Source organism: Mycobacterium sp. TKK-01-0059, assembly GCF_000709305.1.
Taxonomy (GTDB): Bacteria; Actinomycetota; Actinomycetes; order Mycobacteriales; family Mycobacteriaceae; genus Mycobacterium; species Mycobacterium intracellulare.
On record NZ_KL446993.1, the window covers coordinates 733,205 to 748,370 of the forward strand.

General features: G+C 69.5%; 16 protein-coding genes. 8 read left to right on the forward strand and 8 right to left on the reverse strand.

Annotated features, from left to right (window positions below; all coding sequences use genetic code 11):
- Positions 1 to 42 precede the first annotated feature (42 nt).
- Entirely contained in the window at positions 43 to 702 is a 660-nt protein-coding gene (locus tag K883_RS03715) for a GtrA family protein (protein ID WP_008259906.1), read from the forward strand.
- Here the strand turns inward: K883_RS03715 and K883_RS03720 are convergent.
- The 6 genes from K883_RS03720 to K883_RS03745 are packed head-to-tail and all read right to left on the reverse strand — an operon-like array spanning position 657 to position 7,078.
- Positions 657 to 1,175, reverse strand: a complete 519-nt coding sequence (locus tag K883_RS03720; RefSeq protein WP_008259908.1) for a PH domain-containing protein — start codon at positions 1,173 to 1,175, stop codon at positions 657 to 659. The genes K883_RS03715 and K883_RS03720 overlap by 46 nt on opposite strands.
- Positions 1,176 to 1,207: 32 nt before the next feature.
- Positions 1,208 to 2,041 carry a biotin--[acetyl-CoA-carboxylase] ligase gene (locus K883_RS03725; protein WP_020823414.1) on the reverse strand — a complete coding sequence of 278 codons (834 nt, stop codon included), beginning with the start codon at positions 2,039 to 2,041 and terminating at the stop codon, positions 1,208 to 1,210.
- 17 nt (positions 2,042 to 2,058) lie between these two features.
- Positions 2,059 to 3,627, reverse strand: a complete 1,569-nt coding sequence (locus K883_RS03730; RefSeq protein ID WP_020823415.1) for an FAD-binding protein — start codon at positions 3,625 to 3,627, stop codon at positions 2,059 to 2,061.
- Positions 3,628 to 3,650: 23 nt separating this feature from the next.
- Positions 3,651 to 5,300 carry a steroid-22-oyl-CoA synthetase gene (locus tag K883_RS03735; RefSeq protein ID WP_020823416.1) on the reverse strand — a complete coding sequence of 550 codons (1,650 nt, stop codon included), beginning with the start codon at positions 5,298 to 5,300 and terminating at the stop codon, positions 3,651 to 3,653.
- A 1-nt stretch (position 5,301) separates the two neighbouring features.
- A complete protein-coding gene (locus tag K883_RS03740; protein ID WP_020823417.1) occupies positions 5,302 to 5,892 on the reverse strand; it encodes a lipase chaperone in 591 nt (196 codons plus the stop codon).
- A gap of 46 nt (positions 5,893 to 5,938) precedes the next feature.
- Positions 5,939 to 7,078: a PucR family transcriptional regulator gene (locus K883_RS03745; protein ID WP_020823418.1), complete on the reverse strand. Its 1,140-nt coding sequence runs from the start codon at positions 7,076 to 7,078 to the stop codon at positions 5,939 to 5,941.
- 85 nt (positions 7,079 to 7,163) lie between these two features.
- Between K883_RS03745 and K883_RS03750 the strand changes: the two genes are divergently transcribed.
- The 7 genes from K883_RS03750 to K883_RS03780 all read left to right on the forward strand — a co-directional run bounded on the left by K883_RS03750 (position 7,164) and on the right by K883_RS03780 (position 13,752).
- The gene (locus K883_RS03750; protein ID WP_008259921.1) at positions 7,164 to 8,804 is read left to right on the forward strand and encodes an acyl-CoA carboxylase subunit beta; all 1,641 of its coding nucleotides are present in this window, start codon (positions 7,164 to 7,166) and stop codon (positions 8,802 to 8,804) included.
- Between the two features lie 5 nt (positions 8,805 to 8,809).
- Positions 8,810 to 9,100, forward strand: coding sequence for an acyl-CoA carboxylase subunit epsilon (locus K883_RS03755; protein WP_020823419.1), 291 nt, complete (start codon positions 8,810 to 8,812; stop codon positions 9,098 to 9,100).
- Entirely contained in the window at positions 9,097 to 9,753 is a 657-nt protein-coding gene (locus K883_RS03760; RefSeq protein WP_020823420.1) for a Maf family protein, read from the forward strand. The genes K883_RS03755 and K883_RS03760 overlap by 4 nt, the downstream gene beginning before the upstream one ends.
- 110 nt (positions 9,754 to 9,863) lie before the next feature.
- Positions 9,864 to 10,763, forward strand: coding sequence for a sulfurtransferase (locus K883_RS03765; RefSeq protein WP_008259924.1), 900 nt, complete (start codon positions 9,864 to 9,866; stop codon positions 10,761 to 10,763).
- Positions 10,764 to 10,773: 10 nt separating this feature from the next.
- Entirely contained in the window at positions 10,774 to 11,193 is a 420-nt protein-coding gene (locus K883_RS03770; RefSeq protein ID WP_008259926.1) for a SufE family protein, read from the forward strand.
- 128 nt (positions 11,194 to 11,321) lie between these two features.
- The gene (locus K883_RS03775; protein ID WP_009953248.1) at positions 11,322 to 13,124 is read left to right on the forward strand and encodes an acetyl/propionyl/methylcrotonyl-CoA carboxylase subunit alpha; all 1,803 of its coding nucleotides are present in this window, start codon (positions 11,322 to 11,324) and stop codon (positions 13,122 to 13,124) included.
- A 193-nt stretch (positions 13,125 to 13,317) separates the two neighbouring features.
- A complete protein-coding gene (locus K883_RS03780) occupies positions 13,318 to 13,752 on the forward strand; it encodes an STAS domain-containing protein (RefSeq protein WP_020823421.1) in 435 nt (144 codons plus the stop codon).
- Here K883_RS03780 and K883_RS03785 read toward each other — a convergent pair.
- Complete coding sequence (locus K883_RS03785) at positions 13,723 to 14,511, reverse strand: RNA polymerase sigma factor SigF (protein ID WP_008259929.1); 789 nt, start codon at positions 14,509 to 14,511, stop codon at positions 13,723 to 13,725. The two genes, K883_RS03780 and K883_RS03785, sit on opposite strands and share 30 nt — an antisense overlap.
- Entirely contained in the window at positions 14,508 to 14,945 is a 438-nt protein-coding gene (locus tag K883_RS03790; RefSeq protein ID WP_008259930.1) for an ATP-binding protein, read from the reverse strand. Before K883_RS03790 ends, K883_RS03785 begins: the two co-directional genes overlap by 4 nt.
- Between the last annotated feature and the right edge of the window lie 221 nt (positions 14,946 to 15,166).

The following is a 15,166-nucleotide window of genomic DNA, read 5'->3' on the forward strand; positions in this document are numbered from 1 at the left end:
GATTTTGCGTCGAATTTGTGTCCGTCCGTACACTGACGTGTTGTGTCCTTCGCCGAAGCCACGATCGCGCGTCTGCCAAGGGTTTTGCAGCCCTATTTGCTACGCCACCACGAACTGATCAAATTCGCCATTGTCGGCGGCACCACGTTCGTCATCGACTCGGCGATTTTCTACACGCTCAAGCTGACAATTCTTGAACCCAAACCGGTCACCGCGAAGGTGATCGCCGGGATCGTGGCGGTCATCGCGTCCTACGTGCTGAACCGGGAATGGAGCTTCCGCAACCGCGGCGGCCGCGAGCGCCACCACGAGGCCCTGCTGTTCTTCGCGTTCAGCGGCGTGGGGGTGCTGCTGTCCATGGCGCCGCTGTGGTTCTCCAGCTACGTGCTGCAACTGCGCGTGCCGACGGTGTCGCTGGCGGTGGAAAACCTCGCCGACTTCATCTCGGCCTACATCATCGGAAACCTGCTGCAGATGGCGTTCCGCTTCTGGGCGTTCCGCCGTTGGGTATTTCCTGACCAGTTTGCCCGCACCCCCGACAAGGCCCTGGAATCCGCCCTCACCGCCGGCGGTATTGCCGAGATCTTCGAAGACGAGATCGAGGGCGGAAACGTCACCCTGCTGCGCGCCTGGCGCAATCGGGCCGGCCGCCTGGGTCAGCTCGGCGATTCCTCGGAACCGAGGGTGTCGAAGACTTCGTGATACAGCAGCGCGTGCACCTCGCGCAGCCGCGGAATGTCGTAGAACTCCAACGGATCTTGTGACGCCGATTCGATGATCAGCGTCCCGGTGCGAAACATTCGCTCGGTGATCCGGTCGCGGAATTCCACGCTGTTGATCCGGGCCAGCGGGATGTCGATCCCGGTGCGCGTCAACACCCCGTGCCGGAACATCACCCGCCGGTTCGTCACCACGAAATGGGTCGTCAGCCAGCTTCCGAAGGGCCACAACGTCAGCCACCCGACGATCACCAGCCAGATCCCCCAGATGACGCCGTGGATGATGTTCTTGGCGAGCTGCTCCCAGTGCGTCGAGTTGAGGTATCCCGAGCCGAACGCCGCCAGCCCGGTCACCACGATGAGAACCAGCACCGGCCAGATCAACCGCTTCCAGTGCGGGTGCCGATGCACGATGACGTGCTCGCCGGCGGCCAGCACATTGTCCGGATAGCCCATGCCCGCCGACCTTAGCCTCGCGGCGCGACGAACTAGCGCAAATGCACCACATCGCCGGCCGCGACGACGGCGGTCTGCCCGCCACTGTCCAGGCACAACCGGCCCTGATCGTCGATGGCGGTCGCGGTGCCGTCGATCTGCTTGCCGCCGGGCAGGTGCGCGCGCACCCGGTTGCCGAGGGTCAGGCTGCGCGCGCGGTAGTCGGCGGCCAGCGCCCAGTCGGCGCCGCGCGCGGCGCGCCAGGCCACGATGCGCCGCCCCAGCTCCCGCAGCAGGTCCGACACCAACCGCGTGCGGTCGGGTTCGGCCACGCCGAGATCGAGCAGCGACGTCGCGCCGGGGCCGTCGATCTCCTCGGCGGACTGAGTCACGTTGAGCCCCAAGCCGATAACCACCACCGGCTTTGCCACCTCGGCGAGAATCCCGGCCAGCTTGCCCGGCGAATCGGCCGGCCCGGCCAGCACGTCGTTGGGCCATTTGAGCCCCACCCGGGTCCCGGACCCCTCCAGCAGCGGCGCGACGGTGTCGACGACCGCCACCCCGGTGGCCAGCGGCAGCCAGCCCCACCCGGTGCTGGGGACGTCGACGACGCTGACGCCGACCGACATGGTGATCTGGGCGCGCGGGGTGGCCGACCAGCCGCGGCCGTGCCGCCCGCGGCCGGCGGTCTGGTGCTCGGCGATCAGCACGGCGCCGGCGACGTCGGCGCCCATTGAACCCCGGGCCGCCCGCGCCAGCAGGTCGGCGTTGGTGGATCCGGTCTGCTCGACGACGTCGAGCTGACGCCAGCCCAGCCCGGTGCCGATCAACTCGGCGCGCAGCGCGGCGGCGTCCAGTGGTGCTCGAAGTTGATCTCGGTCTGTCACCGGACCCAGCCTAGAACTCAGGACCGACGGTCGCGCATGTCCAGGACGGCCAGGTGGCTGAACAGCATGCTGGTTCCGATCGGGTTGCCCCCACCGGGATACGCGGTGCCGCTGGGCGCGGCCATCGTGTTGCCCGCCGCGTACAGGCCCGGAATCGGGTGGCCGGACGTGTCGAGCACCCGCGCCGCGGCGTCGGTGCGCAGGCCGCCTTTGGTGCCCAGGTCCGAGATGCCGAACGCCGCGGCGTGATAGGGCGGCGAGTCGATGGGCACCAGCGGCGAGGCGCCCGCCGAGAACGCACGATCGAACGCCTCGTCGCCGCGGCCGAAGTCCTCGTCGACGCCGGAGGCGGCAAAACCGTTGAACCGCTTCACCGTTGCCGCCAGCCGCTCGCCCGGCACCCCGATCTTGGCGGCCAGCTCCTCAAGGGTGTCCGCGGAGTGCCACAGGCCGGCGGCGACGTACTTCTCGGTCTCGACGATGGAGACGTTGGCCGCCTTGACCGGCGGCACCTCGCCCTCGGAGTCGTCGTAGATCATCCAGTACGGCAACGTGATTGAGCCGTCCTGCAGTTGCGCGATGATCTCGCGGCCGGCCCGGTCGTAGGCCCGGGACTCGTTGACGAACCGGTCGCCGTCCTGGTTGACGAAGATGCCGCCGGTGAACCACAGCGCGAAGGCGGACCGGCCGTCGGGGTGGGTCATGCCCGGCGACCACCAGGCCTGGTCCAGCAGGTCGGTGTCCGCGCCCGCGGCGATGCCGGCCTGCAGCGCCAGACCGCGACTTCCCGGGCCCCCCATGGTGTCTCGCGCGCTGCCCGGCACCCCGTACTTCCGCCGGAGTTCGTCGTTGCCCTCGAAGCCGCCGGCGGCCAGCAGCACTCCCCGGCGGGCGCGGACGGCGCGGCGCTGCCCGGCGGTCTCGACGATCGCTCCCGTCACGCGGCCCTCGTCTACCACGAGGTCGACCAGTGCGGTGTCGCGCTGCAGCGACGCGCTCGGGTACTCGCCGATGGCCTTGAGGAATCGGGCGATCAGCGCGCGGCCCCCGACGTAGTAGTCCGACGGCGGTTCGGCGCCGAGCCGGTCGGTGTCCAGCGGGCCGCGGATCGCGTCGCGGAATTCGGGGGCGGCGGCCACCGCCAGAGGCTTGGCCGCGATGTGGCGCTGGCCGTCGAGGCGCGCCTTGGGCGCCTTGCCGTAGTAGTCGGGCCACGGCAGCGGCACGAACTTCAGGTTCGGGTCGGCCTCCAGGTACTCGATCAGCGGCGCGCCGCCGCGGACGTAGGTTTCCTGCAGCTCGCGCGGGGTGCGATCGCCGACCACGGCGCGGTAGTAGGTGAGCGCGTCCTCGATGGTGTCGTCGGTGCCGGCGCGCAGCAGCACCGGATTGCACGGGAACCACACGCCGCCCCCGCCGGAATACGCCGTGGTGCCACCGAATTTCGCGGTGGCCTCGACCAGGAGCACGTTGAGGCCTTCGCGCGCCGCGGTGTACGCGCCGGTCACGCCGCCGCCGCCCGATCCCGCGACCAGTACGTCGCATTCGGCCGTCCAGTCCGCGGGTCCCAAGAGGCGGGCGTCCATCAGCGGAGACTACCTCGCCGCGCTCACAGGTAGCGCTGCCGGCCGTGCGACGCGAATTCCGCGTCAAGCGAGCGCTTTTCGTCGGCGCTCATCCGGTGGTACGCGGGCGCTCCCCGCCCGGCCCACCGATACACCGGTTCGTCGGTATGCCAGCGCTGTCGTTGCAGCACGCGCTTGAGCACCTTGTTGGAGCCGGTGACGGGCAGGCTCGACGACAGCCGCAGGAACCGGGGAGCGCCCTTGCTGCCCAAATCTTGCTGGGCGGACAGGTAGGCGGCGAACCCGGCGGCGTCGAAACTCTCGGGATCGGCCACCTCGAGGGCCGCCATCACCTGATCGCCCGAGCGCGGATCGGGCACCGCGTAGACCCCGGCCGCCACCACGTCCGGGTGCCGGCGCAGCACACGCTCGATGGTCAGGGCGGACGTGTTCTCGCCGTCGACCCGGATCCAGTCGCCGCGGCGGCCGGCGAAGTACAGGAACCCCGCCTCGTCCCGGTACCCGAGGTCGCCGGTCCAATACCAGCCGTTGCGGATCCGCTCGGCGTCGGCGTCGTCGTTTTTGTAGTAGCCCTCGAACGTCCGGGTGCCGGCCTTGTCGACGATTTCGCCCACGGCCTCGTCGGGGTTGAGCACCCGGCCGTGCTCGTCGAGGAGCGCGGGCGGGCAGTCAGTCAGCGTCTCCGGATCGACCACCGCGACACCGGGGTGGGCCGGCCGGCCCAGCGCCCCCGGCGGTGCGTCCGGGGCGTGCGCGACGGCGCCGCCACCCTCGCTCGAGCCGTAGCCCTCCAGCAGCTCCGCGCCGAAGCGGCGCCGGAACTGCGCCTGGTCGTCCGGTGACGCCTCGGTGCCGAAGCCGCGGACCAGCGGGTTGTCGGCGTCGTCGGGCCGCTCGGGTGTGGCCATCAGATAGGCGAGCGCCTTGCCCACGTAGGTGAAGAACGTCGCGCCGAAGTAGCGCACGTCGGGCATGAACCGGGACGCCGAGAACACCGGCGTCAGGCACACCGTGGCGCCGTTGGCCAGCGCCGGCGCCCACAGCGCCATGATCGCGTTGCCGTGGAACAGCGGCATGCAGCAGTAGTCGACGTCGTCGCGGACATGCCCGAACTTCTCGGTGGCCGTGTGCGCGATCCAGGCCAGCCGCCCCTGGCTGCATTTGACCGCCTTCGACGCGCCCGTCGTCCCCGAGGTGAACAGCAGCAGGAACAACGACTCCGGGCCGACCCCGGGCGCGACGGCGGGTTGAGCGCGGTGGGCGTCCACGCGTGCGCGGTAGCCGGGGTCGTCGACCTGCAGAAAACGGTCCGCCGCCAGTTCCAGGCCGAGCCCGCGCAGTCGCCCCACGCCCGCGGCGTCGGTGACGATCATCTGGCAATCGGTGTGCCGGATCTCTTCGGCCAGCTCGGCGGCGCCGCGGGTCGGGTTGATGCCTACCACGGTCGCCCCCGCCAGCGCCGCGCCGCCGAGCCAGAAGACGAAGTCGGGCACGTTGTCCAGCAGCACCCCGATGTGAAACGGGCCGTCACGGCGCATCGATCGGGCCAGCGCGGCGCGCGCGGCGGATTCGCGGACCACCTCGTCCCACGTCCAGTCGCGGTCGCGGGTGCGCAGCCCGACGTGTTCGTCACCGAGGCGATCGAGGAGCATCGTCGCGATGTCGGCGGCCATCTCAGGCCGACGCGTGCACGAGGTCCAGGTACTCCTGCGGCAGCTCGTCGCGGGACAGCTTGGTCACGCTGACCACACCGGTGTTGTAGGAGTCCTCACCAATGATCTTGCCGCTCTTGTCGATTGGCCACAGCAGCAGCTGCCGGAACACCACCAGGTAATCCCCGTCGGGGTCGTCGACCGGCATCCCGAGGATGCGCGTCAGCTCCGCCGCCGGGTAGAGCTGCTTGAGCAGACCCTCGGTCACCAGGCAGTCGTCGTCGACGACGAGCCGCTGCGCCTCGAACTCGAGAATGTTGGTGCGGGTCGCCAGGAAGTCGACGTAGTAGCTGCGCACCCCGTCGGTGGTTTTCGCGCCCACATCCTGGGCCCCGTGCCAAAAGTGGTAGGCGGGATCGGGGCTCAGCGTCGCCATCAACCGCTCCAAATCCGGTGCGGCCTCGGCCTTCATATGCTCGATCACCACGCTCAGCACCGCCCGGTGCCGCTCGTTGGAGGTTTGCGCCAACCGCCTCTCCAGCGGTTCCCAGGTCCGGGTGGGGTCGATGATCGCCATGCGGTCATCATCACGAATCCGCCGGGCCGCGGTCATCCGCCAGCCGTCGCCCGTATTCGCCGATCCGCCCGACGATCGTCGGTCAGCCCTGTTCCGGTTCGCCGAGTTCGGTCGAGGACAGCGCGACCCGCCGGATCATGAGCACCAGCGTGGCGATGAACCGGTCCATCGGATCGTTGAGGTCCCACCCCATCTGCGACCCGACATGCGCGAGTCGCGCCGCGACGGTGCTGTGATGCAGATGCAGTTCGGCGGCCGTGCGCCGCAGCGACCCGAATACGAGGAAGGCCTCCACGGTGTCGACGTCGAGCGCACCCGTCGGCGTCGCGGCAATTTCGTTGATCCGCGACACATCTCGTTGCCGGCGCACCCGTTCCAGGGAGATGTCGGCCAACAGCTCCAGCGCGCTGAGCCGCTCGTAGGCCACGGCGCGCCTGCCGTAACCGGTCGACGACGCGAAGCGCAGCGCGCCCAGCGCCTGCTGCCACGAGGTGGCCGCGGCCAGCGCTTCGACGCTGGCGCCGATGCCGACCCAGGGACCCCGGTTCGCCCCCTCGGTCCGCCGACCCGGGAACGCGGTGGTGATCGCGCCCTCCAGTCCGTCGGAGAGCGCCCGGGTGTCGATGGGCCCCTGGCACAGCACGGCCGTCGCGTTCCCGATGGCGGTCGAGCGCACCGACGAGCCCGGAAGCTGGCGGGCGATGATCCGCAGCGCCTCGGGCGGCGAGTGCGCGGACACCGCCAGCACGCAGATGTTGCGCTTCTCGTCCAGCCCGAGCAGGCGGACCGCCCGCACCCGGTCCTCCCGGCGCTCCTTGCCGGACAGCACGACTTCGAGCAGCGCCGGGTCCCCGATGTGCAACTCGCCCGACGCCCCGGCGCGCGCCGGCACCGCGCGCAGGGTGTGGGCCAACCGATCGAGCAGCACCGGATCGAGGGCGTGCCCGGGACCGTCGCGCTCCAGCCACACGCTCGGCTCGTCCGCCGGTGCCGGCGGCAGCACATCCCCGCCCGGTTCCAGGCCGCCCGTCGCGTCGTAACGAATCACGGTGCCCGACGCCCACCGCGCGCCGACCGGGCACTCGGCCAGCAACGCCGCGCAGCGCACCACGGTGTCGGCGTCGGCCGCCGACTCGTGGAGCCGGTCGAAGTGGGAGATGATCCGCAGCACGGAGGCGGAATCGGAACCCAGTTGCGACATGCGCACCGGATCGGCGTTCATCAGCGGAGGTTACCGTCAAAGCCCTTCAAACCCCTTTAAAGCCCATGAAAGGGACGGGCTACCAGCCACGCTAAGCTCGACTCCCATGACGAGCGTTACCGACCACACCGCGGAACCCGCCGCCGAACACACCATCGACATCCACACCACCGCCGGCAAGCTGGCCGAACTGCACAAGCGCCGCGAGGAGTCGCTGCACCCGGTGGGTGAAGAGGCCGTCGAGAAGGTGCACGCCAAGGGCAAGCTGACCGCCCGCGAGCGCATCCTCGCCCTGCTCGACGAGGACTCGTTCGTCGAGCTCGACGCGCTGGCCCGCCACCGCAGCAAGAACTTCGGCCTGGAGAACAACCGCCCGCTGGGCGACGGCGTGATCACCGGCTACGGCACCATCGACGGCCGGGACGTGTGCATCTTCAGCCAGGACGCCACCGTGTTCGGCGGCAGCCTCGGCGAGGTGTACGGCGAGAAGATCGTCAAGGTCCAGGAGCTGGCGATCAAGACCGGGCGCCCGCTGATCGGCATCAACGACGGCGCGGGGGCGCGCATCCAGGAGGGCGTGGTCTCGCTCGGCCTCTACAGCCGCATCTTCCGCAACAACATCCTGGCCTCCGGGGTCATCCCGCAGATCTCGCTGATCATGGGGGCCGCCGCCGGTGGGCACGTCTACTCCCCCGCGCTGACCGACTTCGTGGTCATGGTCGACCAGACCAGCCAGATGTTCATCACCGGGCCCGACGTCATCAAGACCGTCACCGGCGAGGACGTCACCATGGAGGAGCTGGGCGGCGCCCACACCCACATGGCCAAGTCGGGCACGCTGCACTACGTCGCCTCCGGTGAGCAGGACGCCTTCGACTGGGTCCGCGACCTCCTGAGCTACCTGCCGCCCAACAACGCGACCGACCCGCCCCGCTACGCCGAGCCGCACCCGCCCGGCGCCATCGAGGACAACCTCACCGAGGAGGACCTCGAGCTGGACACGCTGATCCCGGACTCGCCCAACCAGCCCTACGACATGCACGAGGTGATCACCCGCATCCTCGACGACGACGAATTCCTGGAAGTCCAGGGGGGTTACGCGCAGAACATCGTCGTCGGGTTCGGCCGCATCGACGGCCGCCCGGTCGGGATCGTGGCCAACCAGCCGACGCAGTTCGCCGGCTGCCTGGACATCAACGCCTCGGAGAAGGCGGCCCGCTTCGTGCGGACCTGCGACTGCTTCAACATCCCGATCATCATGCTGGTCGACGTGCCGGGCTTTTTGCCGGGCACCGGCCAGGAGTACAACGGCATCATCCGGCGCGGCGCCAAGCTGCTGTACGCCTACGGCGAGGCCACCGTCCCCAAGATCACCGTCATCACCCGCAAGGCCTACGGCGGCGCCTACTGCGTCATGGGCTCCAAGGACATGGGCTGCGACGTCAACATCGCCTGGCCGTCGGCGCAGATCGCCGTGATGGGGGCCTCCGGGGCCGTCGGATTCGTCTACCGCAAGCAGCTTTCCGAGGCGGCCAAGGAGGGCAAGGACGTCGACGCGCTGCGCCTGCAGCTGCAGCAGGAGTACGAGGACACCCTGGTCAACCCGTACGTCGCCGCCGAGCGCGGATACGTCGACGCGGTGATCCCGCCGTCGCACACCCGCGGCTACATCGGCACGGCGCTGCGCCTGCTGGAACGCAAGATCGCCCACCTGCCCCCCAAGAAGCACGGGAACATACCGCTGTGAGTCGAGTGAGCGACGGGAACGAGACGAACAATTCGGCCGCTGTGAGTGACGAAAACGGTTCTGCGGCAACCGAAGCCGCGCCCGAGGCGCACGAGCCGCACATCCAGATCCTCAAGGGCGAACCCACCGTCGAGGAGGTGGCCGCGCTGGTCGCGGTGCTGGGCTGCGTCGGCGGTGCGCCCGAGCCCGAACAGCCCGAGGAGACCCGCTGGGGCCTCCCGGTCGACCGGCTGCGGTTCGCGATGTCGAACTACCAGCGGCTGACCATGCAGCAAATGACGCACATGAGGCGTTGACCCGCCTGGTGCTGGCGTCGGCCTCGGCCGGCCGGCTCAAGGTGTTGCGTCAGGCGGGCGTCGACCCGCTGGTCGTGGTGTCCGGCGTCGACGAGGACGCGGTCGCGGCCGCGCTGGGACCCGGCGCGGAGCCGCCCGACGTGGTGTGCGCCCTGGCCCGGGCCAAGGCCGAACGGGTCGCCGGCGGGCTGGACGGCGGCGTCGCGGCCGATTGCGTTGTCCTTGGCTGTGATTCGATGCTTTCCCTCGACGGCCGGCTGTGCGGCAAGCCCGGATCGGCCGACGCCGCGGCGAGCCAGTGGCGCCGCATGGGCGGGCGGTCCGGCGGGCTGCACACCGGGCACTGCCTGCTGCGGATGTCCGACGGCGCGATCACCCATTGCGAGGTCGAATCAGCTTGCACCACAGTTCATTTCGCCGAACCGACGGACGCCGATCTGCGCGCCTACGTGGCCGGCGGCGAACCGTGGCACGTGGCGGGCGGCTTCACCCTCGACGGCCTGGGCGGCTGGTTCGTCGACGGCATCGACGGCGACCCGTCGAACGTGATCGGCGTGAGCCTGCCGCTGCTGCGGCGCCTGCTGGGGCGGGCCGGGCTGTCGGTGGCCGCGCTGTGGGCCGGCGACTCGACCACCGGCGCCGGCGAGACATAAACCACGGCGATCCGCGACGGCGTGTCGTCGCCCTCGTTGATGTGTCGCGGCGGCCCGCGGCAACTAGTCGACGTTGGTGACGAAATCCCGGGATGAGTAGGCTCGGCAGCGTGGCATTACCCCCCGATCCAAGCCCGACACTGTCGAACTACGCCCACCCCGAGCGACTGGTCACCGCCGACTGGCTGTCGGCCCACCTGGGCACCCCCGGCCTGGTGATCGTCGAGTCCGACGAGGACGTGCTGCTCTACGACGTGGGCCACATCCCCGGTGCGGTGAAAGTCGACTGGCACACCGACCTCAACGACCCCCGGGTCCGCGACTACATCGACGGTGCGCAGTTCGCGGAGTTGATGGACCGCAAGGGCATCGCCCGCGACGACACCGTGGTGATCTACGGCGACAAGAGCAACTGGTGGGCCGCCTACGCGCTGTGGGTGTTCACCTTGTTCGGTCACCCGGACGTGCGCCTGCTCAACGGCGGCCGCGACCTGTGGCTGGCCGAACGCCGGGAGACCACGCTGGACGTCCCCACCAAGACGTCCACCGGCTACCCCGTCGTCACGCGCAACGACGAGCCCATCCGCGCCTTCAAGGACGACGTGCTGGGGATCCTCGGCAGCCAGCCGCTGATCGACGTGCGCTCGCCGGACGAGTACACCGGCAAACGCACACACATGCCCGAATACCCCGAGGAGGGCGTGCTGCGCGGCGGCCACATCCCCACCGCCCGGTCGATCCCGTGGGCCAAGGCGGTCGACGAAAGCGGCCGCTTCCGCAGCCGCGAGGAACTCGAGGAGCTCTACGGCTTCCTCGAGCCCGACGACAAGACCGTCGTGTACTGCCGCATCGGCGAACGGTCCAGCCACACGTGGTTCGTCCTGACGCACCTGCTGGGCAAGCCCGGCGTGCGCAACTACGACGGGTCGTGGACCGAGTGGGGCAACACCGTGCGCACCCCGATCGTCGCGGGCCCAGAACCGGGACAGGCCCCGACCGTTTCCGTCTGATGGGTGCGCCATGAGCATGCCCGCGCCGCTGGCCGAGGTGGTCTCCGACTTCGCCGAGGTCGAGGGCCAGGACAAGCTGAAGCTGCTGCTGGAATTCGCCGACGAGCTGCCGGACCTGCCGCCCGAGCTCGAAGAGCAGGCCATGGAGCCGGTGCCCGAGTGCCAGACGCCGCTGTTTCTGCACGTCGACGCCAGCGACCCGAACCGGGTGCGGTTGCACTTCAGCGCGCCCGCCGAATCGCCCACCACGCGGGGCTTCGCGTCGATCCTGGCCACCGGGCTGGACGAGCAGCCCGCCGCCGAAATCCTGGCCGTGCCCGAGGATTTCTACGACGACCTCGGGTTGGCCGCGCTGATCAGCCCGCTGCGGTTGCGCGGCCTGTCGGCGATGCTCGCCCGCATCAAGCGCAGGCTGCGCGAGTCGACCTGAAAAAAGGTGGACCGCCTCGTCGGGCCCAACGGCGCGGCGCTTAGACTTCCCGAGAACTCGTTGTAAGAAATTCTCTTAGAGAAGCCCCGCAGAAATACGTCTGCGACCGATGCCATACAGGAGGCGCTGTGGCCAGTCACGCCAGCTCGAGGATCTCCAAAGTCCTCGTCGCCAACCGCGGCGAGATCGCTGTCCGGGTGATCCGCGCGGCCCGCGACGCGGGCCTGTCCAGCGTGGCGGTGTACGCCGAACCCGACGCCGACGCGCCGCACGTGCGGCTGGCCGACGAGGCGTTCGCGTTGGGCGGACAGACGTCCGCGGAGTCCTACCTGGACTTCGGCAAGCTCCTCGACGCGGCGGCCAAGTCCGGCGCCAACGCCGTGCACCCCGGCTACGGGTTCCTCTCGGAGAACGCCGATTTCGCTCAGGCTGTGCTCGACGCGGGCCTGATCTGGATCGGCCCCAGCCCGCAGTCCATCCGCGACCTCGGTGACAAGGTCACCGCCCGCCACATCGCCGCCCGCGCCCAGGCGCCGTTGGTGCCCGGCACCCCCGACCCGGTCAAGGACGCCGACGAGGTGGTGGCATTCGCCAAGGAGTACGGCGTGCCGATCGCGATCAAGGCCGCCTTCGGCGGCGGCGGCCGCGGCATGAAGGTGGCCCGCACCATCGAGGAGATCCCGCACCTCTACGAGTCGGCCGTGCGTGAGGCCGTCGCGGCGTTCGGCCGCGGCGAGTGCTTCGTCGAGCGCTACCTGGACAAGCCGCGCCACGTGGAGGCGCAGGTGATCGCCGACCAGCACGGCAACGTCATCGTCGCCGGCACCCGCGACTGCTCGCTGCAGCGCCGGTTCCAGAAGCTGGTGGAGGAGGCGCCCGCGCCGTTCCTGACCGACGCCCAGCGCAAGGAGATCCACGAATCGGCCAAGCGGATCTGCAAGGAGGCCCACTACTACGGCGCCGGGACCGTCGAATACCTGGTCGGCCAGGACGGCCTGATCTCCTTCCTGGAGGTCAACACGCGCCTGCAGGTCGAGCACCCGGTCACCGAGGAGACCGCCGGCATCGACCTGGTGCTGCAGCAGTTCAAGATCGCCAACGGCGAGAAGCTGGACCTCACCGAGGACCCCACCCCGCGCGGGCACGCCATCGAGTTCCGGATCAACGGCGAGGACGCCGGGCGAGGCTTCCTGCCGGCTCCCGGCCCGGTCACCCGCTACGACATCCCGACCGGGCCCGGCGTCCGGCTGGATTCGGGCGTCGAGGCCGGTTCGGTCATCGGCGGACAATTCGACTCCATGCTGTCCAAGCTGATCGTGTACGGCGCCACCCGCGAGGAGGCCCTCGCCCGCTCCCGTCGCGCCCTGGACGAATTCCACGTCGAGGGGCTCGCCACGGTCATCCCGTTCCACCGCGCCGTCGTGAGTGACCCGGCGTTCATCGGTGACGGCGAGAGCTTCTCGGTCCACACGCGCTGGATCGAGACCGAGTGGGACAACACCATCGAACCGTTCACCGCCGGCGAGCCCCTGGACGACGAAGCCGACGCCCGGCCCCGCCAGAAGGTCGTCGTGGAGGTCGGCGGCCGCCGGCTCGAGGTGTCGCTGCCCGGTGACCTGGCGCTGTCGGGCGGGGGCTCCGGCGGCGGCGAGGCGGGTGTCATCCGCAAGAAGCCCAAGGCCCGCAAGCGGGGGGCGCACGCCGGTGCGGCCGCCTCCGGCGACGCGGTCACCGCGCCCATGCAGGGCACCGTGGTCAAGGTCGCCGTCGAGGAGGGCCAGGAGGTTGCCGCCGGCGACCTGGTGGTGGTCCTCGAGGCGATGAAGATGGAGAACCCGGTCACCGCGCACAAGGACGGCGTCATCACCGGGCTCGCGGTCGAGCCCGGCGCGGCCATCACGCAGGGCACGGTGCTGGCCGAGATCAAGTAGCGGCCCGACGGACTTCACCGGGATCACCGGGAGCGTTGTCGCCCCTGGCCACCACGAGTAGGGTGGCGGGCAAGGTTGAGTTCACAGCCGCCGCCCGGGGTACGTTGTTGGCGTGGGGACAGGCGAAACTCCCTGCTTCTGCGAACTTTTTGCAGTCGGCTGACGTATTCCACAGCAGGAATCCTCCGCACGGATGGAGTCAGCAATGTCTGTGGCGCAATCGTGGCAACAAAGCCGCACGGCGCAGTTCACCGCCCGGTGGGGCCCGACGGGCACCCTGATCACGGTCGAGGGTGAGCTCGACGCGGCCAATGCGGATCAGCTCGCCGCGTACGTCCAACAGAGCGTCAACCGCTCCCGGCGGGTGATCCTCGACCTGCGCGGCCTGAAGTTCATTGGCACCGCGGGCTTTTCGGCCCTGCACCGGATCAACGTGGTGTGCTCGGCCGCGCAGGTGTCGTGGGCCATGGCGCCGAGCCCGGCGGTGTCGAGGTTGCTGCGCGTCTGCGATCCGGACGGCACGCTCCCGGTGACCACGCCGAAGGCCGAGCCGCTGCTCGAGCCGCTGCGGGTCGATGAGGGCGAAAACCCCCGGCCGCTATTGCAATTGGTCCCGCAGCCGCGTTAGCGATTTCGCCAGTAGGCGCGAGACGTGCATCTGTGAGATGCCGACCCGCTCGGCGATCTGCGTCTGCGTCATCGACTCGAAGAACCGCAGCACCAACACCGTTCGTTCCCGCTCGGGCAGCGCCTCGAGCAACGGGCGCAACGATTCCTGGTCTTCGATGCGGTCCAGGCCGGTGTCCACGTCGCCGAGGGTGTCGGCGATCGCGCGAGCTTCCTCTTCCTCGCCCCCGCCCCCACTGTCGATCGACAAGGTGTTGTAGGAGCTGCCGGCGACCAGGCCCTCGACGACCTCTTCGCGGTCCATCTCGAGCTCGGCGGCGAGTTCGGTCGCGGTGGGCGCACGGCCGAGCCGTTGGGACAGATCGGCGGTGGCGGTGCCGAGCCGCAAGTGCAGTTCCTTGAGGCGCCGTGGCACCTTGACCGACCAGCTGTTGTCGCGGAAGTGGCGGCGGACCTCGCCCATGATCGTGGGCACCGCGAACGAAACGAAGTCGGAGCCGGCGTCGACGTCGAAACGCACCACCGCGTTGACCAACCCGACGCGCGCCACCTGGACGAGGTCGTCGCGTGGCTCGCCGCGGCCCTCGAAGCGGCGCGCGATGTGGTCGGCCAGCGGAAGGCAGCGCTCGACGATCTTGTCCCGTTGGCGCTGAAGTTCCATGGAGTCGGCCGCGACGGAGGCCAGCTCACGGAACATGTCCGGAACATCGGCGTACTCGTTCGGACGCGAGACCGAACCGCCGGCAGCTCGCGGTGTCACCTGCTGGAGGCCGCCCGTCGCGCCGTCAGTGTGATGCCGAAAACACTGCCGGTTTCATTGGGTTCGCGACCATCGTGAAAAGTCTGCACGTCGTCGGCCAACGACGTCAGCACATGCCAACTGAAGCTGCCGGGCGACACCACATCGTGGGTGTCGCATGCCGCGGAGGCCTCCACCACCAATTGGTCGTCCTGCGGATCGACCACGACGCTCAGCGTCGCGTCGGGAGTGGCCGAGCGAATCAACCTGGTGCACACCTCATCGACGGCGAGTCGCAGGTCCGCCACCGCATCGAAATCCAGGTCCTCGAAGGTGCCGATCGCGCCGACCAGGGTGCGCAGCATCGCGAGGTTCTCCAGCCGAGCTGCGACGTGAAGTTCGACGGCGCGATGGCCGCGCGGACGCTTGTTAGCGTGCGATCCAGCATCGTTCATATGGTCTCCCGGCATGGTTTGACTGACACTACTACTGCTCCGCAGCCCGCCGTGGACCGTGCGTTCGAGCCGGTCAGTCATGATCGCCGCCGGGTATCCGGCCCGCCATGGACGGGCCTGACGCGACCGATACAGACCGGACGCGCCGGCTTAGGCGCGTCGCAGTAATCGCCGGGGTCACGCTGATCGTCTTGCTGGTGGTCGCAGTGGGCATTTATGTC

Excerpts from the sequence above, each read along its gene's own strand:
- K883_RS03720 (WP_008259908.1), bottom strand. The coding sequence starts at position 1,175 with ATGGGCTATCCGGACAATGTGCTGGCCGCCGGCGAGCACGTCATCGTG.
- K883_RS03730 (WP_020823415.1), bottom strand. The coding sequence starts at position 3,627 with ATGGACGCCCGCCTCTTGGGACCCGCGGACTGGACGGCCGAATGCGAC.
- K883_RS03735 (WP_020823416.1), bottom strand. The coding sequence starts at position 5,300 with ATGGCCGCCGACATCGCGACGATGCTCCTCGATCGCCTCGGTGACGAA.
- K883_RS03740 (WP_020823417.1), bottom strand. The coding sequence starts at position 5,892 with ATGACCGCGGCCCGGCGGATTCGTGATGATGACCGCATGGCGATCATC.
- K883_RS03745 (WP_020823418.1), bottom strand. The coding sequence starts at position 7,078 with ATGAACGCCGATCCGGTGCGCATGTCGCAACTGGGTTCCGATTCCGCC.
- K883_RS03750 (WP_008259921.1), top strand. The coding sequence starts at position 7,164 with ATGACGAGCGTTACCGACCACACCGCGGAACCCGCCGCCGAACACACC.
- K883_RS03770 (WP_008259926.1), top strand. The coding sequence starts at position 10,774 with ATGAGCATGCCCGCGCCGCTGGCCGAGGTGGTCTCCGACTTCGCCGAG.
- K883_RS03780 (WP_020823421.1), top strand. The coding sequence starts at position 13,318 with ATGGAGTCAGCAATGTCTGTGGCGCAATCGTGGCAACAAAGCCGCACG.
- K883_RS03790 (WP_008259930.1), bottom strand. The coding sequence starts at position 14,945 with ATGAACGATGCTGGATCGCACGCTAACAAGCGTCCGCGCGGCCATCGC.